This window comes from Streptomyces sp. FIT100 (assembly GCF_024584805.1).
GTDB lineage: Bacteria > Actinomycetota > Actinomycetes > Streptomycetales > Streptomycetaceae > Streptomyces.
The window spans coordinates 362,176-383,378 of record NZ_CP075715.1; the positions used below are offsets into that span (position 1 = coordinate 362,176).

At 71.3% G+C, this 21,203-nt stretch carries 16 protein-coding genes, 3 pseudogenes and 1 riboswitch; of the genes and pseudogenes, 8 read left to right on the top strand and 11 right to left on the bottom strand.

What is annotated here, in order from left to right:
* Positions 1-67: 67 nt before the first annotated feature.
* Positions 68-4,012, bottom strand: a complete 3,945-nt coding sequence (locus tag KK483_RS01405) for a S8 family serine peptidase (protein ID WP_262003015.1) — start codon at positions 4,010-4,012, stop codon at positions 68-70.
* Between the two features lie 254 nt (positions 4,013-4,266).
* Here KK483_RS01405 and KK483_RS01410 point away from each other — a divergent pair, with 254 nt between their 5' ends.
* The 3 genes from KK483_RS01410 to KK483_RS01420 all read left to right on the top strand — a co-directional run bounded on the left by KK483_RS01410 (position 4,267) and on the right by KK483_RS01420 (position 6,961).
* Complete coding sequence (locus tag KK483_RS01410; RefSeq protein ID WP_262003017.1) at positions 4,267-5,274, top strand: FkbM family methyltransferase; 1,008 nt, start codon at positions 4,267-4,269, stop codon at positions 5,272-5,274.
* Between the two features lie 448 nt (positions 5,275-5,722).
* On the top strand, positions 5,723-6,340 hold the full coding sequence (locus tag KK483_RS01415; protein ID WP_262003019.1) for a TOPRIM nucleotidyl transferase/hydrolase domain-containing protein: 618 nt from the start codon (positions 5,723-5,725) through the stop codon (positions 6,338-6,340).
* 186 nt (positions 6,341-6,526) lie between these two features.
* The gene (locus KK483_RS01420) at positions 6,527-6,961 is read left to right on the top strand and encodes a VOC family protein (RefSeq protein WP_262003020.1); all 435 of its coding nucleotides are present in this window, start codon (positions 6,527-6,529) and stop codon (positions 6,959-6,961) included.
* Between the two features lie 293 nt (positions 6,962-7,254).
* Here the strand turns inward: KK483_RS01420 and KK483_RS01425 are convergent.
* A pseudogene (locus KK483_RS01425) lies at positions 7,255-7,491 on the bottom strand (MMPL family transporter); the annotation flags it as partial.
* Between the two features lie 157 nt (positions 7,492-7,648).
* Here KK483_RS01425 and KK483_RS01430 point away from each other — a divergent pair.
* Positions 7,649-8,431 (top strand): DUF899 domain-containing protein, encoded by a 783-nt coding sequence (locus KK483_RS01430; RefSeq protein ID WP_262003022.1) that lies wholly within the window; start codon positions 7,649-7,651, stop codon positions 8,429-8,431.
* A 60-nt stretch (positions 8,432-8,491) separates the two neighbouring features.
* Here KK483_RS01430 and KK483_RS01435 read toward each other — a convergent pair whose 3' ends face one another.
* The 5 genes and pseudogenes from KK483_RS01435 to KK483_RS01455 all read right to left on the bottom strand — a co-directional run.
* Positions 8,492-9,475 (bottom strand): ABC transporter ATP-binding protein, encoded by a 984-nt coding sequence (locus tag KK483_RS01435; RefSeq protein ID WP_262003023.1) that lies wholly within the window; start codon positions 9,473-9,475, stop codon positions 8,492-8,494.
* Positions 9,472-10,536 (bottom strand): iron ABC transporter permease, encoded by a 1,065-nt coding sequence (locus KK483_RS01440; RefSeq protein WP_399013016.1) that lies wholly within the window; start codon positions 10,534-10,536, stop codon positions 9,472-9,474. The genes KK483_RS01435 and KK483_RS01440 overlap by 4 nt, the downstream gene beginning before the upstream one ends.
* 140 nt (positions 10,537-10,676) lie before the next feature.
* Entirely contained in the window at positions 10,677-11,672 is a 996-nt protein-coding gene (locus KK483_RS01445; protein ID WP_262003026.1) for an ABC transporter substrate-binding protein, read from the bottom strand.
* Between the two features lie 131 nt (positions 11,673-11,803).
* Complete coding sequence (locus KK483_RS01450; RefSeq protein WP_262003027.1) at positions 11,804-12,193, bottom strand: (2Fe-2S) ferredoxin domain-containing protein; 390 nt, start codon at positions 12,191-12,193, stop codon at positions 11,804-11,806.
* 39 nt (positions 12,194-12,232) lie between these two features.
* Positions 12,233-12,423: riboswitch (cobalamin riboswitch) on the bottom strand.
* Positions 12,424-12,561: 138 nt separating this feature from the next.
* A pseudogene (locus KK483_RS01455) lies at positions 12,562-12,892 on the bottom strand (short-chain fatty acyl-CoA regulator family protein); the annotation flags it as partial.
* On the opposite strand from KK483_RS01455, the pseudogene KK483_RS01460 reads away from it, so the two are divergent.
* A pseudogene (locus tag KK483_RS01460) lies at positions 12,890-13,133 on the top strand (3-hydroxyacyl-CoA dehydrogenase family protein); the annotation flags it as partial. The pseudogenes KK483_RS01455 and KK483_RS01460 overlap by 3 nt on opposite strands.
* A 99-nt stretch (positions 13,134-13,232) precedes the next feature.
* On the opposite strand, the gene KK483_RS01465 reads toward KK483_RS01460, so the two are convergent.
* Genes KK483_RS01465 through KK483_RS01475 form a run of 3 tightly spaced genes read right to left on the bottom strand, consistent with a single transcriptional unit; the run spans position 13,233 to position 17,139 of the window.
* Positions 13,233-15,299, bottom strand: coding sequence for an iron ABC transporter permease (locus KK483_RS01465; RefSeq protein ID WP_262003029.1), 2,067 nt, complete (start codon positions 15,297-15,299; stop codon positions 13,233-13,235).
* A 5-nt stretch (positions 15,300-15,304) separates the two neighbouring features.
* Positions 15,305-16,282 carry an iron-siderophore ABC transporter substrate-binding protein gene (locus tag KK483_RS01470; RefSeq protein WP_262003030.1) on the bottom strand — a complete coding sequence of 326 codons (978 nt, stop codon included), beginning with the start codon at positions 16,280-16,282 and terminating at the stop codon, positions 15,305-15,307.
* On the bottom strand, positions 16,279-17,139 hold the full coding sequence (locus KK483_RS01475) for an ABC transporter ATP-binding protein (RefSeq protein ID WP_262003032.1): 861 nt from the start codon (positions 17,137-17,139) through the stop codon (positions 16,279-16,281). Before KK483_RS01475 ends, KK483_RS01470 begins: the two co-directional genes overlap by 4 nt.
* Positions 17,140-17,419: 280 nt before the next feature.
* Here KK483_RS01475 and KK483_RS01480 point away from each other — a divergent pair, with 280 nt between their 5' ends.
* The 3 genes from KK483_RS01480 to KK483_RS01490 all read left to right on the top strand — a co-directional run bounded on the left by KK483_RS01480 (position 17,420) and on the right by KK483_RS01490 (position 19,857).
* On the top strand, positions 17,420-17,893 hold the full coding sequence (locus tag KK483_RS01480; RefSeq protein ID WP_262003033.1) for a carboxymuconolactone decarboxylase family protein: 474 nt from the start codon (positions 17,420-17,422) through the stop codon (positions 17,891-17,893).
* Positions 17,894-18,267: 374 nt separating this feature from the next.
* On the top strand, positions 18,268-18,768 hold the full coding sequence (locus KK483_RS01485) for a cupin domain-containing protein (protein ID WP_262003034.1): 501 nt from the start codon (positions 18,268-18,270) through the stop codon (positions 18,766-18,768).
* Between the two features lie 192 nt (positions 18,769-18,960).
* Positions 18,961-19,857: an RNA polymerase sigma-70 factor gene (locus KK483_RS01490; RefSeq protein WP_262009300.1), complete on the top strand. Its 897-nt coding sequence runs from the start codon at positions 18,961-18,963 to the stop codon at positions 19,855-19,857.
* A 106-nt stretch (positions 19,858-19,963) separates the two neighbouring features.
* Here the strand turns inward: KK483_RS01490 and KK483_RS01495 are convergent, their stop codons facing one another.
* Positions 19,964-21,076, bottom strand: coding sequence for an ABC transporter substrate-binding protein (locus KK483_RS01495; RefSeq protein ID WP_262003036.1), 1,113 nt, complete (start codon positions 21,074-21,076; stop codon positions 19,964-19,966).
* Positions 21,077-21,203: the final 127 nt, after the last annotated feature.

Genomic DNA, 21,203 nt, shown 5'->3' on the forward strand with positions numbered 1-21,203 from the left:
CGGTCCGCGCCCACGTCCCATCAGTGATCACCAACGGGACAGACGGTCCGGCCGTGCGATCAACCCCTCATGAAGCGGCCCTCTCATCGCGGCCGTGCCCGGTGCTCTTCAGGCCGTAAGCGCGGGTCACCTCCTGCGAGATGCTGTTGCCGGCCGTGTCCCAGGCCGTCGCCTTCAGCGAGACGTAGCCGCGGGACGGTGCGGTGAACTCGGCGGTCCAGGCGCCGGGGCCCGCCTTGTCCAAGATGACCCGGTGCCAGGTGGCACCGTCGTCGTACGACACCGACAGAGACCCTCCGGCGACCTTCCCGGCGCCGGCGGCATCGGGCAGATGAGAGGCCGTCAGCCCGATCCGCTGACGACCGCCCTGCGCGTCGCCCGCGAGGTCCGTCCGCACGTCGTAGTCGAGCTGCATGAGCGCCACGCGGTCGATGCGCTGCGGATCGGTGACCGGCTCCGACCTGACCTTCCACACGGAGCGGGTGCGCGGCGACAGCCGAAAGGCCCCCGGGTCGCGACCGGCATCGAGGTCGAGGGTGTACGTCGACGGGACCGTCGGGAGGGGCCAGAGCGTCGCGGAGGCCCATTGCGAGGTCTTGATCAGTTCGCCGTCCTGATAGACCTTGAACTTCAGGGTGTTGGTCCCGTCCTGCATGTAGCCGCCGTGGTCGAGGCCGTTGTCGGTCCAGGGCTGGATGTTGACCGAGAGGAAGCCCTGCTGCCGCTCGGACCACCAGAAGCCGCTGCCGTTGCGCGGGTGCGCGACGGGGGCGAACCAGTCGCGGGTGACCTTCGTGCCCGCCTTGTAGGTCTCGATGCCCGAGCGTGACTCCAGTGCCATGGACGGTCCGGTGAGCGAGTCCTCGGCCCAGGTCGTGCCCGGCTGGGCCGACACGTAGTCGGTGCGGGTGCCCGGCATGCCGACGGCCTGCAGAAAGCCGAGGGCGTAGGAGCGGTAGGGGCGGTAGTCCCAGCGGAACTCACCGCTCGCCCAGGTCCGGTCCCCGTGGAAACGCATCTGCACGGTGGCGAGGTCCTTGGACCTGGGCCGGTACGAGAGGTCCGACGGGACCCGGTCGGGGTGCGGGTCGGTCAGGTCGTACACATACGGCGAGTCGGGTACGCCCTCGGCGGCCAGCCGCAGCCGTCCGCGCTTCGCGTCGGCGATCAGTGCAGCGCCGGTCCGTGCGGTGACGGAGACAACCGGAATACCGGCGCGCGCCCCCTCGTCACTGCCCACCCACTCATGGAGCCTGCCCTCGCCGTCGTTGACCACGACGAGGAGCGCCGCACCGGCGTCCTTGGCCGCCCGGGCCCGCTCGCTGCCGGTGACCGCGTCCGAGCGGGTCACGAGTACCGCTCTGCCCTTGGCGTTCAGGCCCTGGTAGTCGGCGGGGGCGCCGGCCCCGGCGTGAACGGCTTCGAGGGTGCGTCTGCCGTCGTAGAAGCCGGTTCCGGCCTGCGCCAGGAAGGAGAGCGCTCTGCCGGAGGCGCTGAGCGTCAGCATCGGGTACGCCTTGCGCCACCGGGACTCGTACTCGAAGCTGCCGGTGGCCACCTTCTCGGTGGGCAGCACGAACATGCTGTCGTGCGTCGGGGACAGCACGTACTGGATCGCGACCGTGCTGTCCGCGCCGTCGGACCGGTACCAGTTCAGGTACATCAACCGGTCCTCGGTCCGGTGCGGAACGGTCGCGGTCGCCTCGCGCGCCTTGCGGGCGTCGAGCACGAGGTCCTGGTCGCGGTCGAGCCTGATCTCGGGGTCACCGAGCAGGGCGAGCCCCGTCGAGTCGGGGCCGTGACTGCCGGCGACGTCGACGAAGGTCAGTGCGCTGTACGTGCCGGCCCGCAGCCGCAGGTCCGCCCGGCCGGACGCGTCCACCGGGAAGATGTACGGGTCGGCCTCGCCGAACTTCTGGAGCTGGAGGTAGCCCGCGACGGGCTCACCGGCACGGCCCCTGAGCGTGACGCGCAGGTCGTGCCGCTCCTCCTCCTTGTAGAGCCCGAAGCGGGTCCGGGCCCGCGCGGTGCCGTCGGCGTCGCTCGCGGTGATCCGGCCGAGGTAGCGGCGGCCGTCGGCGCCGAGATCCGGCCTCGCCGTCGCGGTGACGGTCGCCGTGCCGTGCGCCGGGACGGTGACCGCGTCGGCGGAGAGCGTGAACATCCCGGCCGGGGCGGGGGTGCCCGCGTCGGCGCCCGGGTCCACGTCGTAGGGGCCGCCGGCGACTTCCGCGTTCAGGGCGAGGTCCAGGGTGACCGGAGTGCTGCCGGAGTTGCGGTAGGTGACCGTGCGGTCGACCGGCTCGGTGCCGCTGTGCGGGTAGGCGTCGAAGCCGAAGTAGGCCGAGCCCGTCGCGGTGACGGTGGCACCGAGCGAGGACGGGAGGTCGGTCCGGCCCGCACCGACCTGGTACGCGGTGTACCGGTCCAGCGGCTTGGACGTGCTCATCAGCGCGTCCTTGAGCTGCTGCGCGGTCCAGTCCGGGTGTGCCTGGGCGAGGATCGCGGCCGCGCCGGCGACATGCGGCGTCGCCATCGAAGTGCCGCTCATCGCCTGGTAGTAGCCGCTGTCGGCGGTGCCCCCGGTCTTCGCGGCGGTGATGTCGACGCCGGGGGCGGCGATGTCCGGCTTGAGCGCGTAGTCGCCGAAGCGGGGGCCCGTGGTGGAGAAGGAGGCCAGTTCGTCGGCGGCGTCGACCGCGGCGACGGTCAGGGCGGCGTCCGCGGTGCCCGGCGCGCCCATGACCCCCTCCATGCCCGCGTTGCCCGCGGCCACGACGAACAGCGCGTCGCTCTCGGCGCTGAGCCTGTTCACCGCCTGGCTCATCGGGTCCGTACCGTCGCTGGGCATCGAACTGCCCAGGCTCATGCTGACGACCTTGGCGCCCTGTGCGACGGCCCATTCCATTCCAGCGATGACCCAGGAGTCGTCCCCGTAGCCCTCGTCGGAGAGGACCTTGCCCACGAGCAGTTCGGCGCCGGGCGCGACGCCCTTCTCCACCCCGTCCGAGGCATCGCCGCTGCCGCCCACCGTGGAGGCGGTGTGGGTGCCGTGACCATGGGCGTCCGCGACGGTCTCGCCCGGTACGAAGCTGACGGACTCGGTGACCCGGTCGTCCATGTCCGGATGGTTCAGGTCGACACCGGTGTCGAGGACCGCGACCTTGACGCCCTTGCCGTCGAGGCCGGCGGCCCAGGCGGCAGGGGCGCCGATCTGCGCGGTGCTCTGCGCCAGTTCGGCGTGGACCCTGCCGTCGAGCCAGACCTTCGAGATTCCGCCGAGCAGCGCGGGGGCGCCGGCCGACGCGGGGGTCGACGCCGGGATCGATACCGGGGTCGATGCCGGGGGCCGCGCGGGGGTCGGCGCCGCGGCACCGGTGCGGTCCCCGGCCGGGACGACCGCCTTCCAGGTCTGCCGTGCCTGCTTCTTGACGGCCTTGACCGCGGTGGCGTTGATGCTCGGCAGCGAGCGGACCTTGGTGGTGCCCTTCGGTACGACGGGCGTGGACCGCGTGGACTTCGCGGCGGCACCGTACGACAGGATCAGCGGCAGGCCGGCGCTGTGCTTGTCGTCGTAGCCCTGCTCGATCAGCGACGTCACGTCGAACAGCCGGCGGTCGAGCTTCCCGGCAGCCAGATACGGCACGGCTTCGTCGGGATAGACGTACAGGTGCTTGCCGACGGTCTCCGTCCGCACTCCGCCGGGGGCGCCGTGCGGGCGTTCGACGTCGACGGCCTGCTTGCCGTTGCCCGTGCTCATGACGCGGACGACGTCGCCGGTGATGAGCGTGATCGTGTGCGTGACGGCGCCGGCGACGGCGGCGTTCCGTGCCGTCGTCGCCGGGGCCTGGGCCTGGGCCGCGGCCGGTGACGGTGCCTGCGTCGAGTGGGTCGCGGTGCGGGCCGCCGCGGGGCCGGCCGGTCCGGCCAGCAGGGAGACGGTTGCTGCGCACGCCGCCGTAGCGGCCAGGGTCTTCCGGCCGCGTGGGGTGCGAGGGGCATGGGGAATCATGCGACGGTCCTACAGGCCGCGGTATGGACCGTGGAACGCTTTCCCCCTGGCACAAACGCGTCACTGCGCACATGGGACACGCCGGGTTCCGCGGGCGGCAGAGCGGCAGTGCGTGCACGGCATTCGGCGAACGGCACTCGGCGAACGGTGAGCGGTGAGCGGTGAGCAGCGTGTTGCGTGCAGCGCCAATCAGGGCGCCATCCAAAGGCGTTCATATACGAGCCACTCGACCATATCTCTGCAAGGGTGGGCAGATGCAGACCCTCTACCGACAACTGCTCAAGCTGATGCCCCGACTGGGCGTGCAGGTGACCGACCTCGGCCCGGGCACCGCGGTGGTCTCCCGACGCGGGCGGCGGCTGCGGATCCCGCTCGGCACCGACGCGGATCTGCTGGCCAGGGACAACGCCCGCTACTCCGTCGCGGACGCCGGCCAGGACACCTGGCTCGTGCTGCGCGACAAGGCCCGCGCGAGCACCACCGCGGCTCCCGAGTGGACCGGCGTCCCTCTCGGCGACACCGGCGCGCGGCTCCTGCTCGACCGGCGCGCCGGCACGGACGAGCGCACGTTCCAGCTGGCGGCGGCCGAGTACCTGTGCCACCAGCACGTGGCCGCCATGCTCGACTTCTACGGCGTGAACTGCGTCTTCGACGTGGGCGCCAACACCGGCCAGTACGCGAAACGTCTGCGCCGCCTCGGCTACAGCGGCCGCATCGTCTCCTTCGAGCCCACCGGGGAGACCTTCGCGCGGCTGGAGAAGGCCGCCGAGCAGGATCCGGACTGGTGGGTGTACCGGTTGGGCCTCGGCAGCGAGGACACGACCGGCTCCATCCACGTGGGCTGGAAGACGATGAACTCGCTCCTGCCGCCCAGCGCGTACGGCCGCGACCGCTACCAGCGCTTCGCGACCACCCGCACCGAGGAGATCCGGATCCGGCGCCTGGACGGCCTGTTGGAGGAGGCACTGGACGGCATCGCCGACCCGCGCCCGTTCCTCAAGATGGACACGCAGGGCTACGACCTGGAGGTGTTCGCGGGCGCCGGGAAGCGGATCGGGGACTTCGTGGGGATGCAGTCGGAAGTCGCCGTGCTGCGGCTGTACGAGGGCAGTCCGGCGATGAGCGAGGCGATCGCCGCGTACGAGCAGAGCGGCTTCGAGATCACCGGCATGTATCCGGTGACCCGCGAGGCGGCCACGGGCCGGGTGGTCGAGTTCGACTGCGTCCTGATGCGCGCCGAGGCCGCCCCCGGGCGGGGCTGAGGACGCCCGGCTCCAGCCGTGGATCGTGATGCCCCGGATCGGGATCGTCGCCGCGTGCCTGAACTGATCGCGCCCACCAGCCGCTTGCACTCCGCCAGGGCGGAGGCGCGCGACGACAGAGGCCCGGCCCGCACGGGGGAAGCCGATCGAGCGCAACGGTGGCGTTCCTCGGGGGCGTTCGGGATATCGAGCACGGTGCGGTGCGGTGCCGTGCCGTGCCGTGCAGGCGACGTTACTGGATCAAGCTCTGCTTGGTGATCCGAGTGGGACCGGTGCGGGCATGCACGTGGCCGCCGTCGGCCATGACCGGGCGCGTGGCCAACGCATCCGGCCGGTCCTGGCGGCAGGTTCCTCCTTCGTTCCGTCGTCGGGGCCGACCGCTCACTGCCGATCGCCGCGCTGACGAAAATCCCTACCGCGCCGGCCGGAAAGGGCGGAGACTCCCCTCATGGCTGACATGGACGCGTTCCGGGAAGCGGTCACCGCGTGGGCGGCCGGCGGCCCCGGCGACCCCGCGCGCGAGCTCGCCGGGCTGCTGCCCGTGCGGACAGCGGTCCTGCTCGAAGGCCCGAGTGACGTCGCAGCGGTCGGCGCGCTCGCCGCGAGCCGCGGCCGGAACCTGGAGGCCGAAGGGGTCTGCGTCCTGGCGATGGGCGGAGCGATGAGCGTCGGGCGCTTCGCCCACCTCCTCGGCCCACCCGGCCTGGGCCTCCGCCTCACGGGCCTGTGCGACGAGGCGGAACGTCCCTACTACGCGCGCGGCTTGGAGCGGGCCGGTGCGGCACAGCAGGGGTTCTTCGTCTGCGCGGCGGATCTGGAGGACGAGTTGATCCGCGCGCTCGGCGTGACACGGGTGGAGGAGCTCGTACGTGCAGAGGGCGACCTGCGCGCCCTCCAGACGTTCCTGCACCAGCCGGCGCAGCAGGGCCGCACTGCACAGCAGCAGTTGCGGCGCTTCTTCGGCACGAAGAAAGGGCGCAAGATCCAGTACGGCCGTGTCCTCGTCGAGGCCCTCGCCCCGGATCGCGTACCCGCCCCGCTCGACGGCCTGCTCGCCGCCCTGTGACCGCCGGGCGGGGTCGGGCGAGCGCCCCATGGTTCGACGGTGGCAGGCGAAGGCTTCGTGGGGGCGGTCGGTGACGGACACCCGGGTCGGCGAGCGGATTGTCCGTGGGCGGTGCGAGGATGGCGGTGTGTTCCGGGAGGCGACCGGAGCAAGGACGCAGGCAGGTTTCGAGCGGTCGGAGGCGGCATGGCCAAGGAATTCCAGGTGACTTACGACTGCGCCGATCCGGGCGCGCAGGCGGCGTTCTGGGCTCAGGCACTGGGCTATCGCGTCCAGCCGCCGCCCGAGGGCTTCCCCGACTGGACGGCTGCGCTGACGGCGTGGGGCGTTCCGCCTGAGCAGCACAACGACCGGTCGGCCATCACGGATCCGGACGGCAAAGGGCCGCGGGTGTTCTTCCAGAAGGTCCCGGAGGGCAAAACGGCGAAGAACCGCTTGCACCTCGATGTGCGCGCGGCACCCGGCCAGACCGGCGACGAGCGGATGGCCACGCTGGAGGTGGAGGCCACCAGGCTGGAGGCGCTGGGAGCGAAGCGGCTGTACCGGCTCGAGCCCGATGGCATCGACGAGGGCATCATCGTGATGACCGACCCTGAGGGAAACGAGTTCTGCCTGGATTGAGGGCGGGGTGCCGGCTCTGGCTCTCGGTGGCTCGGAGCTGCGAAGCTCAAGAGCACCGAGGAGGCCCCGCGTTGACGCCTCCTGCGCCCCGCCCGTGAGTTGAGACGTCGAGCGTCTCTCGCGACGGCACGGATGCGCTTTGCGCTTCCTACGGCTGCGGACACCGCTGGCCTCGTCCGCTCTGATGCGGCGTGCGCTCAGCGCCGGGCATCGAAGCGTCAGGCCGAAGCGCCCGGCTGGGCATCCCAGCCGGGCGCGGGCACAGGCGCGGGCTCCCCGCCGCCTGGGGGTCGTCAGCTGTCCGCGGGGCGCTCGAGCGCCACCTTGGGCAGCCGCCGGGCGAGAGGAGCGGGTAGCCACCAGGCCCACGAGCCCAGCAGCTGCATGGCGGCCGGGACGATCAGGCAGCGGATGACCACCGCGTCCATGAGGATGGCCACGGCGAGGCCCAGCCCGAACTGCTGGAGCATCCGGTCGGGGCTCAGCATGAAGGCGGCGAACACCACGATCATGATGGCCCCGGCCGACGTGGTCCGCGCGGGCTCGGCCGAAGACGCCCCTGCCGCGATGAGTTCCAGCCCGGTCGCGAGTCTGTTCTCGTGACCGCCGAAGCACGTCGTACAACGTCATAGGACGTCACCGAACGTCGTACGACGCTGCCCGGAACGAGCCACCACGGAGGACACGATGACGACCACGCCGGACGATCCGACCACCGCGCTGCCCGGCCGCCCGCCCGTGGTCGATCCGGCCACCTGGCAGACCGCGCGTGACGAGCTTCTGGTCCGCGAGAAGGCCCACACCCGCGAGGGCGACGCCCTCGCCGCGGCCCGCCGCCGGCTGCCGATGGTGGAGCTCGACGGGACGGTCGAGGTCTTCGGACCCGACGGCCCGGTCCCGTTCCTGGACCTGTTCCAGGGCCGCGACGAGCTCGTGGTCTACAAGCACATGTGGCACGACGGCGCGCCGCACCAGGGGCAGTGCGAGGGCTGCACCACCACGGCCTGGCACCTCAAGGACGCGGTCTACCTCAACGCCCGCGGCGTCTCGTTCGCCATCCTGACCACGGGCCGCCCGGACGAGGTGGCCGCCTATGTCGAGTTCATGGGCTACACCCAGCCCTGGTACTCGGTGCGCGACGTGGCAGCACCGGTCGGCGGCGACATGGGTCACCTCACCTGCTACCTGCGCGACGGCGACCGTGCGTTCCTCACCTACTCCACGACGGGCCGTGGCAACGAGCGCGTCAACGGGTCCCTCGGGCTGCTCGACATGACGCCGTACGGCCGCGGCGAGGCGTGGGAGAGCAACCCCGCGGGCTGGCCCGAGGGGCGCAGTGCGTGCTGGTTCTGGCGCTCGGACGCGGACGGCAACGCCACCTGGGGTCCGACCAGCCGCCCGGTGCCCCAGTGGACCCGCCCCGGCGCGACCCCCGTGGAGACCCTCGGCCGGCACGGCCACCACCACTGACGCACCTTCGTCGACCGCCTCGTGTCGTGTCGTACGGTCGGTCGGCGCCGGCGGCGCGGCTCAGGGTCTCTGTCCGAATGGGTCGGCACCGGACAGCAGGGTGATGTGCGGTACGCCGGTGCGGGGATGCTCCGCCACCTCGGCGTCGACGCGGTAGACGTCGGCGAGCAGCTTGCGGGTGAGGACCTCCGCGGGGGTCCCGGTGGCCACCGCGCGACCGCCGTTCAGCACGCAGATCCGGTCGCAGAACGCCGCGGCCAGGTTGAGGTCGTGGAGTGCGACGACGGCGGTCACGCCGAGCCCGCGGACGAGGCGCAGCGTGTCGAGCTGGTGGCGCAGGTCCAGATGGTTGGTCGGTTCGTCCAGCACCATGGTGCCCGCGCGCTGGGCGAGCGCGCGGGCGATGAGTACCCGCTGCTTCTCGCCTCCCGACAGCCGGCTGAAAGGGGCGTGCGCCAGCCCGGCGGCGTCCAGTTCGGCGAGTGCGCCCATGATGATGGCGCGGTCGTCGGCGCCGTCGCCTTCGAAGGCCCGCTTGTGCGGGGTGCGGCCCATGGCCACCACGTCGTGGACCGAGAGCTCGAACTCCCCTGCCGACTCCTGCAGGACGGCCGCCAGCCGGCGTGCCAGGCTCTTGCCGGACATCCGCCGGACGTCCTCGCCGTCGAGCAGCACCCGCCCCGAGGTGGGACGCAGCGCTCTGTAGACAGTGCGCAACAGGGTGGACTTTCCCGCCCCGTTGGGGCCGACGAGCCCCACCACCTCGCCGGGAGCCACGTCCAGCGACACCCGTTCCACCAGGGTGCGCCCGTCGACGACGACCGAGACGTCCTCCACGGCCAGGGTGCCGGGCGCGGCCGTGACCTCGCCCGTGGCCGTGCCCGTGGCCGTGCCCGTGGCCGTTGCCGTTGCCGTTGCCGTGACCTTGGCCGTGGCCGTGGCCGTGGCCGTGGCCGTGACCTTGGCCGTGGCCGTGGCCGTGGCCGTGGCCGTGGCCGTGGCCGTGGCCGTGGCCGTGGCCGTGGCCGTACCTGTCTCCGTCATGCCGGCCTCCGTCGCATCAGCCACAGGAAGAAGGGGCCGCCGACCAGGGCGGTGAGGATGCCCACGGGGATCTCCTCCGGGCTCATGGCGGTGCGGGCCGCCAGATCGGCGGCGATGAGGAAGGCCGCTCCGAGCAGCGCCGCGGCGGGCAGCGCGCGGCGGTGGTCGGCGCCGACGAACAGCCGCACCACGTGCGGCATGATCAGCCCGACGAAGCCGATCTGGCCGCTGACGGCGACGATCGTCCCGATCATGACGGCTACGAGGATGAAGAGGGCGGCTCTGAAGCGGTGTACGTCCAGGCCGAGCGCAACGGCCGCCTCCTCCCCGGCGAGCAGCAGGTTGAGGGAGCGGCAGACGCCGAGCAGGACGGCCGTACCGAGGAGGACGGCACCGACGGGGATCCACACCACCGTCCAGGTGGTGCCGGCCAGTCCGCCGAGCATCCAGCGCAGCGCCGACTGGGTCTTGTGCGGGTCGTCGGAGGTGACGACGAGGAAGCCGGCGAGCGCCGACAGCACCTCGGCCGTGGCCACGCCCGCCAGCACCAGCCTCACCGTGGTCATCCGCCCGCCGGACCTGGCCAGGAAGTAGACGGCGACGAGGGCGGCGAGAGCGCCGAGGAACGCGACCACCGGCAGGGAGAACACGCCGAACAGGGTCAGGTTGAAGACGACGACCAGCACCGCGCCGACCGACGCGCCCGACGACACCCCGAGCAGCATCGGGTCCGCGAGCGGGTTGCGTACCAGCGCCTGGAGCGCCATCCCGCAGACCGCCAGGCCCGCGCCCACGACACCGGCGAGCAGTACGCGGGGCAGCCGTACGTCGATGACGATCGTCTCGCGGACCGGGGTCCAGGTCGCATCGGCCAGCGCCGGATGCACCCGGTGCAGCAGGATGCCCCAGACCTCGTCGGCCGGGACGGCGATGGAACCGGCCGCGATCCCGAAGGTCGCCGCGACGGCGAGCAGTGCGCCCAGCAGCACGAGCACGAGCGGGTAGGGGATCCCGGGGCGCCGGGCGGCGGCCACTTCCGTTGTTCCGCTCGGACCCGTCACCCCGGCCGCGCCTGCCGCACCTCCCGCACCTCCCGCACCTCCCGCACCTGCCGCGTCCGTCGCATTCGCGGCATTCACGAGGTCCGCTGCATCCACCGTATCCACCGCACGGGTCCCGCCCACGGCGTCGGTCGCGCCGCTCACTTGAAGCGGTCCGGGTGGAGCTGGCGGGCCAGGGACTCCACGCCGGACGGCACCCGGACGCCCAGCACGGTGGACGACAGCGGCAGCACCGCGAACCGCTTGTTCTTGATGGCGGGTACGTCCTTCAGCGCCGGATTCGCCAGCAGGAACTTCTTCTTGTCCTCGACCGGCTGATCGCCGTAGTCGTAGATGACGACGACCTCGGGCGCACGCTCGGCCACCTGCTCGAACGACACGTCGCCGAACGCCTTGTCCAGGTCGGCGAAGAGGTTCACCCCGCCCGCCTGCTTGATCATCTCGTTGCCGATGCCCGCCCCGCCGGCCGTGAAGGCGGTCTTGTCGCCGCTGTCGTACACGAAGATCTTGACCGGCCTGACTCCGGCAAGCTTGTCGTTGACGGCGTCCAGCGTGCCGTGCACCTTCTTCACCTGCTGCTCGGCGCGGTCCGGTACGCCGAAGATCTTGGCCACGTTCCGGATCTCCTGGTCCACCATGGCCATCGTCACGGGACCGGACGGGCACTCCTCGATGTTCAGATAGGAGTGGACGCCCGCCTGGGAGAGGGCGTCGCGACTGCGGCCTTCCTTCTCGTCGAAGGTGCTGGCGAAGCCGCCGTAGGCGAAGTCGGGTTCGGCGGCCAGCAGGGTCTCGAAGGAGGGGTACTCCTTGGCGAGAGCCTTGATCCCGTCGTACGCGTCCTGGTACTCCGGGAGGATCCTGTCGTCGAGGTAGGCCGTGCCGACCATCGACTTCTCCAGCCCGAGGGCCAGCATGACCTCGGTCGCGTGCTGGTTGAGCGAGACCGCGCGCTGCGGAGGGCGCTGATAGGTGGTCTTCACACCGCAGTTGGACACCGTGACCGGGAACCCCTTGGGGGCGGGGGCCGCCGGCGCGGCGTTGTCGCGGGCTGCCGTGCCGCCGCAGCCGGACAGCAGCAGGGCCGCCGCGACCATGGCGGCGGACAGCAGGGAGATCGGGCGCTTGCCCATCATGTGGTGGGTCCTCTCACCGCAGGGTGGTCCGGGAAGTGGGCCGGAGACGGCCGGATTTCGGGAGTCCGGCCCGTGGTGACCGCGGCCTGTCGCGGCGGGCCGGGTCGAGGAAGGTCGGGTTCGGGGCCGGGTCAGCCGACGTCACGGAGCGGCCCGGACCGGGCGCGCCGCGGCGGCGTGAAGGCATAGAGGTCGAGGATGTCCGGCGGCGCGGCGACGCCGGGGCCGCCCGCCCGTACCCAGGTGACGATGTCCTCGGTCGCGGCAGGGTCGTTGACGAGGCCGAACCAGGCCGGCCGGCCACCGGCGGCGCGTCCTTCTGACGACGGCTGGACGACGACCACGTTCGCCTGGTCGCACACGTCGAGACAGTCGCTGATCCGGACCGGGGCGGCCTCGGCGAGGCGCGCGGTCTGCTCGGCGTGGTCGACGCCGGTCACCTTGGTGCTGCCGCAGCAGCAGTCCCGGCACACCACGACCCTGCACGGAACCCAACCGGCAGACGATGGCCCCACGGGCATCACGACAAGCCCTCCTCCCTGGGGAGATCCGCCCCAGTCACGTCGAGGAGGCGACCGCGTGAGTCTCCTGGCTCTCGGGTCAGTGCTCGTCCCGGCCTTCCCACCCGCATCCGGGCAGTGGTCTGTTCGGGATCCGCTCGCCGATCACAGTGGCGGGACCGCGCCGGATTCACACCGGCTTCCTCGTTCCGCCGTCGCCTTTTCGCGCAACATCATCGCAGAAAGACACGTCGTGTCATACGCCGGGGCCTGAACCGGCCGCGGAGAACCGCCGCACACGCCCCGCGGGCGCGCGCGACGCACGCTGCCGCTCACTCCCGCGCGCCCCGCGGGGACCCTCGCGGCGGCGGACAGGTCGGGGACGGGGGTCACGCCGAGCGGTCCGCCACCGGATACGGGACGAACGTGCTGCCGTTCTCGTCGATCCGCACCGGGCGGCCGAGCGGCGGCGCCGCCCCACTGCGGGCAGTCGAGGCGCTCGCAGACCCGGCACTCCATGCCGATGGGGGTGGCGGCGGACGCGTTGCCGAGGTCGAGGCCGTCGGACCAGACCAGGCGCGAGGCGTGGCGGAGCTCGCATCCCAGGCCGACGGCGAAGGTCTTGCCGGGTTCACCCCAGCCGCCACGGTGCCGGGTGAGCGTAGGGGCGGTCCACAAGTAGCACTGCCCGTACGGCATTTCCGCGACCTGGACGTGGAGTCCGGATTCGCCTCCGCGGCCGACGTGGACAGCGGCATGGGCTGGGCTGCGCCCGCCCCATGGGTCCGCTGAAGCTCGCGGACCTGATCGGTCCGGACACTGTGGCCTCGATGGCCGAGTCCCTGTACGACGAGTTCAAGGAACCTGTACGCACCGCCGCCGCTGCTCCAGCGGATGGTGGAGGCAGGGGCTGCTCGGCCGCAAGTGCGGCCGGGGCTTCCCCACGTACGACCGCGGCTGAGGAGCCGGCACGACCCCGGGACGGGTCCCGGGCCCCCGGTCGCGGGTCCTCGGGTCCACGGACCCACGGACCCACGGACCCGCGCTGGCCGCACGCGTCCTAGCGACGGCTGCGTACGAGCAGATGCAGGAAGTACGGCGTGCCGATCACGGCGGTCATCAGGCCGGCGCCGAGCTGGGCGGGCGCGATCACGATCCGGCCCAGCAGGTCCGCGACACAGACGAGCACGGCACCGAGGAGGACCGAGACCGGAACCACCCGGGCGTGCTGCCGGCCCACGAGGGCCCTGGCCGCGTGCGGTGCCACAAGCCCCACGAAGCCGATGGTGCCCGCGGCGGCCACGGCGGTGGCGCTGAGCAGGACGCTCAGTACGAGGAAGCCGAGGCGCCCCCGTGCCAGATCGAGGCCCAGGAGCCTCGGGGTGTCCTCGTCCAGCGACACGAGGTCGAGTTCGGTGTGCCGCGCGGCCGCGATGAGCAGGCCCAGGGCGAGCACGGCCGCGAGGGGTGCCACGTCGGGCAGGGTCCGCCCGTAGGTGGAGCCCGACAGCCAGGTGAGGGCTTTCGTCGCGTTGAACGGGTCCGTGAGGACGATCAGCAGGCTGATCAGCGCGGCGCTGCCGGTGGCGACGCCGAACCCGACGAGTACGAGCCGGTTCTGCTGGAACCCGCCGCGCGCGGCCAGTCCGAAGACGAGGACGGAACTGGCCGCGGCGCCCGCGAACGCGGCGGCGGCGACGCTCCACGATCCGGCCACGGGCACCGTCGTCACGAGGAGCACGGCGCCGAACGCCGCCCCTCCGGAGACGCCGAGGACTCCGGGCTCCGCGAGCGGGTTGCGGGTCACGGCCTGGACGAGCGTTCCGGCCAGGGCCAGTGCCGCGCCCGCGAGGAGAGCCGCGAGGACCCGGGGCACCCGGGTGTCCAGCACGAAGGAGACGGCCCGACCGGCGCGGCCCTGGGCCCAGTTCACGACATCGCCCAGCAGCAGTTTGCTGTCGCCCAGCAGCACGGCGGCGATCGTCACGCCGACGAGCACGGCCACCAGCACGGCCGTGGTGGTCAGGAAGACCGTCCGGCTCCTGATGCGCAGCCGGTCGGGCGCGGCGGCTCCGGCGGTGTCCCGGACCCGGGTGGCCATCGTGATGAGGAACGCGGCTCCGACGAGGCTGGTGGCGACGCCTGTCGGCACGGCGACCGCCGCGTCCGTCGGCACGAAGGCGCGCAGGAGGACGTCGGAGCCGAGTACCAGCACCGCCCCGGCGAGGCCCGCGACCGGAATGGCCGTACGCGCACGGGAGTACGCGCGGAACCTGCGGGCGAGCGGGCGGACGAGGGCGGGGGCGCACAGTCCGACGAAGCCGATCGGTCCGGCGAGCGTGACGGCCGCCGCGGAGAGCAGCGCCGCGAGCACGACCGCCGTGACACGGGTGGCGCGCACGGGCACACCGAGGCCGCGGGCCGCGTCGTCGCCCAGAGCCAGGGCGTCGATCCGGCGGGCGAGGAGCATCAGGCCGACGAGACCGACGAGGCCGATCGGCGCCAGCTGCGCGACGGCGTCGAACCCGTTCTGGGAGATGCTGCCCTGGTTCCACTGGTACAGGCCCTCGGTCTGCTGGGGGAACAGCAGGAGCAGCCCCTCGGTGACGGCGATGAGGCCGAGGGTGAGGGCGCTGCCGGCGAGCACGAGCCGTACGGTGCCCGTGCCCAGGCCCGACAGTCCGAGCACGACGGCCGCAGCCGCGAGGCCGCCGGCGAAGGCGACGCCGGAGGTGGCGAACAGTGGCAGCGAGATCCCGGTGACGGCGGTGAGCCCGAGGGCCAGGTACGAACCCGCGTTCACCGCGAGCGTGTCGGGTGAGGCGAGCACGTTGCGGCTCACCGCCTGGAGGGCGGCGCCCGCCATACCGAGCACGGCCCCGACGAGCAGCCCAGCGGTCATCCTCGGCAGCCGGGAGGCGATGATGACGGAGGCGTCGTCCGGGTCGGCGCGTCCGGTGAGCGCCTTCCAGATCTCGGGGGCGCCGACGGCGGCCGTGCCCTGTGTGATGTCGACGACCGCGAGGACGGCGACGAGAAGGACCAGTGCGGCCGTCACCGCGGCCGCGCCCGTCCGGGACGGGGCCGCCGGCGGACGGGTGGCGGCGGTGGAAGCGGTGACGGCCATGGGTGTTACTTCGTCAGTGCCTGGACGACGGCGTCGACGTACTTGCCCATCGACTCGGGGCCGCCGAACATCCAGATGCCGTCGGGGAGCCGGTGGACGTTGCCCTTCTTCACGAACGGCAGGGAGGTCCACACCTTGTGCTTGGCGAGGACACCGTTGAACGGGGTGCTGGCCTTGTCACCGTCGCTGCCGATGTAGGCGAACTGCACGTCGCCGAGGTTGGTGAGGCCCTCGACGTCGGTGGCGGCGAGTCCGTAGCTCTCGTCGCCCTTGACGGTCCAGGCGTTCTTCAGACCGAGCTGCTCGTTGACGCCGCCGATGAGCGAGCCGCTGGTGTACGGCCTGATCGAGACCTGGTTGGAGACGACGTAGCCGTCGGCGAAGGCGTACTTCGTGCCGGCGAGTCCGGCGTCGGCGAGGGACTTCTTGCCCTCGGCGAGCTTCGCCTCGAAGCCCTTCTTGAGCTTCTCGGCCCGCTCCGTGGTGCCGGTGGCCTTCGCGATGAGGTCGAGGTTCTCGGTCATCTGCCCGATCGGGTCGGAGGCGTCGGCGGCGCGCACCTCCAGGACGGGGGCGACCTTGCGGAGCTGCTTCACGGCGGCCGGCGGCAGGTCGCTGGTGGCCACGATGAGGTCCGGCGCCAGGGAGGCGATGGTGTCCATGCTCGGCTCGCCGCGCGTGCCGATGTCCTTGGGCTCGTTCCTCAGCGGGACCGCGGTGTCCCAGGTCTTGTAGCCCTTGACATCGGCGACACCGGCGGGGTCGACGCCCAGCGATATCAGGTTCTCGACGACGTTCCATTCGGTTCCGACGACCTTCTTGGCGGGTCCGTCGAGTTCCACCTTCGCGCCGGTCGCGTCGGTGAGGGTGATCGGCTCGGCGCTCTTCTTCGCGCCGTCGGCGGCGGGCTCGGTCGTCCCGCAGGCGGTCAGGGTGAGGGCCGCCGCGGAAGCGACCGCGGCGGTGAGGAGGAGGCGTCTCATGAGGTGGTGCTGAGCCTTTCGCTTCGCGAGTGGTGGCGGCCGATCGCGCGGGTGCGCAGCCGGCCGGTGAGGGGATCGGTGTCGACCTCGATGCGGATGCCGTAGGTGTCGGTCAGTCGCCGCGCGGTCAGTACGTCCTCGGGGAGGCCGTCGGCGATGATCCGCCCCTGATGGAGCAGAGCGATCCGGTTGGCGACGGCCGCGGCCTGGTCGAGGTCGTGGAGGACGGCGCCCACGGCGATCCCGTGGTCGTCCGCCAGGTCGCGGACGAGGTCGAGGAGTTCGACCTGGTACCGCAGGTCGAGGTAGGTCGTCGGTTCGTCGAGGAGCAGTACGCCGGTCTCCTGCGCGAGGCAGCAGGCGAGCCACACGCGCTGGAGCTGTCCTCCGGAGAGATGCTCGGCGCCTCGGTCGGCGAGTTCCGCGACGCCCGTCATGGCGAGCGCACGGTCCACCGCCGTCCGGCCGCCGGGATCCGCGGCGCTCCAGCGCCCCCGGTACGGGTAGCGGCCGAACTCGACGACGTCCCGTACGGTCAGCCCGCTGGGGGTGGGGCGCCCCTGTGTCAGCAGGGCGACCCGCCGCGAGAACTCACGGGAGGTCAGGGCGAGACCGTCGGTGTCGGCGTCGATGACGAGCGTGGCGGTCCTGGGCCGCTGCAGCCGTGCGAGCGTGCGCAGCAGCGTCGACTTGCCGCTGCCGTTCGGGCCGACGAGGACGGTCACTTCGCCGGGCCGCAGCGTCAACGACGCGTCGTGCACGACGCCGACACCGTCGTAGGCCACGGTGACGCTCGTGGCCGACAGTTCATGGCCACGGGGACCCGTGGCCGCGAGGATCTCTTCACCGACTTTCACGAGGCCAGGTTAGCCTAACCTTAGTAGCTGCCTACAGGGGGGTGGGCGGCCTGGCGCACATCGCCTCCTCGCGCGATCGGTTCATACCGACAGAACGTGGACACAATGTTTACACGTCAACATTGTCAACCGCGTGAGAGGGGATCTCCGTGATCGCGACGTTCGCCCGGAACCGGAGGGGCTCGGCCCGGGAGACGCAGATCACACCTCGGCCCGTGTCACATCTCGGCGGGCTGTCCAGTCAGTGGTGTGTATCTGCAATCTCGGCAAGGAGATCGCCATGGAATCGCGTCTCAACTACTTCGGCAACCCCCTCGCGGGCAAGGTGCTGAAGCACATCAACTCGGCGAGCAAGGTCGTGTCGGACTCGGGGCTGCCGGTCGCCACCCAGGAACTGGTGAAGATCCGCGCCAGCCAGATCAACGGCTGCGGCTTCTGCACCGACATGCACACCAAGGACGCCGCCGCGGCCGGCGAGACCCCGCTGCGGCTCAACCTGGTCGCCGCCTGGCGCGAGGCCACGGTCTTCACCGAGGCCGAGCGCGCCGCCCTGGAACTGGCGGAGCAGGGCACCCGCATCGCGGACGCCGCCGGTGGCGTCACCGACACGGCCTGGGCGAACGCCGCCAAGCACTACGACGAGGACCAACTCGTCGCGCTCATCTCGCTCATCGCCGTCATCAACACCTACAACCGCATCAACGTGATCAACCAGCAGCCGGCCGGCAGCTACCAGCCCGGCCAGTTCGGCTGAGCCGAGGGATCCGGCCCGCCGGACACGTGCAGCCCGTCCCCTCGTCACCCCGGCCCACGGCGGGGGGACGGGCTTCCGGCACGCGCCGGCCGGTCACATCGTTCCGGTCTGGGACGCCATCGTCACCGGCGCAGGGTCCGGCATCGGCCGTGCGACAGCTCGGGAGCCGCGAGACAGACACCGCGGCAACGGTCGTCACCACTGCCGTGGCGCCCCTGGCAGAGACGGACCGCTCAACGATCACCGGGCTCTTCGACCTCAATGCGACGGCGGCGATGAGCGCGCGCCGTGACCTGCTCGCCGCGAATCCTCACCCGCACCTGGGGCACAATGGTCGGTGAATGTCCCGCAGCGCTTCGTAGCGCATCCAGCGCATGCAGGGGATGGTGGACATGTCGTACCCACCGCAGGTGTACTCGGGAGACAGCGGCGAGATCAGCGCGCACTTCCGGTCGGCGGACGCTGCGCCGGATTTCGGCACACACGACGAAGGCGGCATTCACTACTTGGCGACCACGGTCACCACGCGCGGTGAATTCGGCCTCTACCGGGTCGAGATGAGAGAGAACGCGGGCGGCCCCAAGACTCATTTCCACCGATGCATATCGGAGTCCTTTTTCATCCTTGACGGAACGGTTCGTCTTTTCAACGGTGCCGAGTGGATCGACGCACACAGCGGCGACTTCCTGTACGTACCGCAGGGCGGACTGCACGCCTTTCGCAACGACTCCGACGCACCGGCTCAGATGCTGCTGCTCTTCACGCCGGGCGCACCGCGCGAGGAATACTTCGAGAACCTGTCTCAGCTGGCCGGCTACACGGACGAGGAACGCGCCAGGTTCCTCGTGAAGCACGACTCGTACTTTGTGGAGTGACCCCGGGCCACCCGGTGCGGTTCCCCTCAGCGGTTCCGTCTCCGTCCTGCGTCGGTCAAACCGCCGAGCCCACAATGAGTGACACGGTTTGCCTAGGTTGGGTTCGACGATGCATGGCCGACCACACCCCGCGAGCGCACGCTGCTGTGACGGCTTGTAGCATTGGTGATCTCGGGGTCGGAAAGGACAGGCATGCACGCTGGGGAAGACACCGACTCCCTTGACCAGGCGACCAGGGAGTTCCTCGCGGTGCGCCCGCAGCTCTTCGGCATCGCCTATCGCGTGCTCGGCAGCGCGGTGGAGGCCGAGGACATCCTTCAGGAAGTATGGATGCGGTGGCAGAACACCGACCGCACCGCCGTCATCGAGCCGGCGGCTTTCCTGGCCACCATCACCACACGCCTGGCGATCAACCTCGCCCAGTCCGCCAGAGTGCGGCGGGAAGCGTACGTCGGGCCGTGGCTGCCCGAGCCGGTCGACACCAGCCAGGACCCTCAGGTGGGTGCGGAACGGGCCGAGGCCCTCGAAATGGCGGTTCTCCTGCTCCTCGAGAAGCTGAATCCGGTGGAACGGGCCGCCTACGTCCTGCGAGAGGCGTTCGACTACCCGTACAAGCAGGTCGCGGACATGCTCGAAACGAGTGAGGCCAACACCCGCCAGCTGGTGAGCCGTGCGCGCAAACACCTGGCCGCCGAGCGCCGGGAGCGCGTCAGCCCGGCCGATCACCGGCGCCTGCTGGAAGTGTTCCTCACCGCGGCGCAGACGGGCGATCTCGCGGCACTGGAGGGCGTGCTCGCTGCGGACGTCGTCAGCTACGCCGACGGCGGAGGCATGCGTGGCGCATCGAAGATTCCCGTTGTCGGACGTCCGCACGTCTCCAAGTACCTCGCTGCCTTCGCCCCGCGCTTCTGGCCCGGGTCGGACGTCCGCTGGGTCGAGGCGAACGGCGAGCCGGCCGTTCTCGTCTCGTCCGGCGGGAAACCCACGGCTCTGCTCTCCGTCGATATCTCGACGGAAGGGATCGAAAAGATCATGTGGGTGATGAATCCGGCCAAGTTGGCGCCCTATGTGGCGTCGCTGGGCGGCTGAGAGACCCACACTCGTCCGTGGCACACGCGGCGGCTGCTGCTACGAGCACAGCACGCCGTTCGCCGCACCGCGGCACTCACCGCCCTCGGGTTCCGGATCACTCTGCTCAGCCGGCGTGAAGGATCCGAAAGCGATCGGGTTGCGCCGGATCTCGATCAACGACTTGGGCCGGCGCCCACGCCCATTGCCAAACGCTGATGTCCGGCGTGCGGGAGAACCGGATCGGCCCGCGGGTGCCTTCGACTGCCACGCGCGGCCAGGGTTCGGCCGTGCGCACCCCGTCCGCGCCATGGGAACGCAGCACATCGGCGAGGACGGCGACCGTGTCGTACCCCTCGAAGGCGACGAAGGAGGGCGCTTCGGCCAGCCGCTCGCGCAGGGCCGTCCCGACCCGTGCACCGAGTGGACCGAGACGCTCGGGCAGATAGCGCAAGAACGGGATCGCGGCGCCGTCGTCACCCAGCAGCGTCGCCCATTCGGAGAACTCCGGTTGCCCGGCCGGAGCCCCGATCATGACGTGGGCGAGGCGCTGGTCACGGCGGACGGACTTGACGATCGACACTGCGGGCTCGGGGTGGCCGACCAGAAGGAGGAGGGCTGTCGCGCCGTTGTCGACGAGTTCGTCGCACACGGCCGTGGGGTCGAGCGCGCGCATGTCGAGTTCGATGACGGAGCCGCCGCGTGGAGTGAGGTAGTCCCGCAGAATGCGGGCGCCGGATGCCCAGTAGACACTCGGCTCGGCTGCTACGGCGATTCGACTGTGGCCCGCGCCGAGGAGGAAGTCGGCGTAGATCTGCCAGCCGTGGGACTGCGCCGGGGCGAGGCGCGCGACCCACTGCGTCGGCCGCTCGGTCAGCGCGTCGAGGACCGCTGACGAGCAGAGGAACGGCAGTCCGAGGGCGTCGGCCCTGGCGGCAGCGGCGCGAGCGACCACGCTGTGATACTCCCCCGCCAAGGCAGCGACGCCCAGGCCGGCCAATTCATCCACGGCGGCCTCGGCCTTCCGTGGATCGGCCGCGGTGTCCCGGACCACCAGCTCGAGTGGTCTTCCGACGATCCCCCCGGCGTCATTGACTTCACGAACGGCCAACTCGAGTCCAGCGAGCAGGTGCCGGCCCGCCTCGACCCAGCCAGGCCGAGTGAGCGGAACGAGTGCGCCGATCCGGACCGATGATCCGTCAGTCCGCTCCGCTCCAGATGGCGATGATGGCGTACTCATGCGTTTGCGTCTCCCGTGTGCCGATTCGGTTGCAGGGTGCCCGGATCGCAGAGCTTGCCGAACTGCCGCGGGCTCAGCAGGTGAACGGGGCCGGCCAGGACGGCCCCGACGCCGTGATCACACCGGA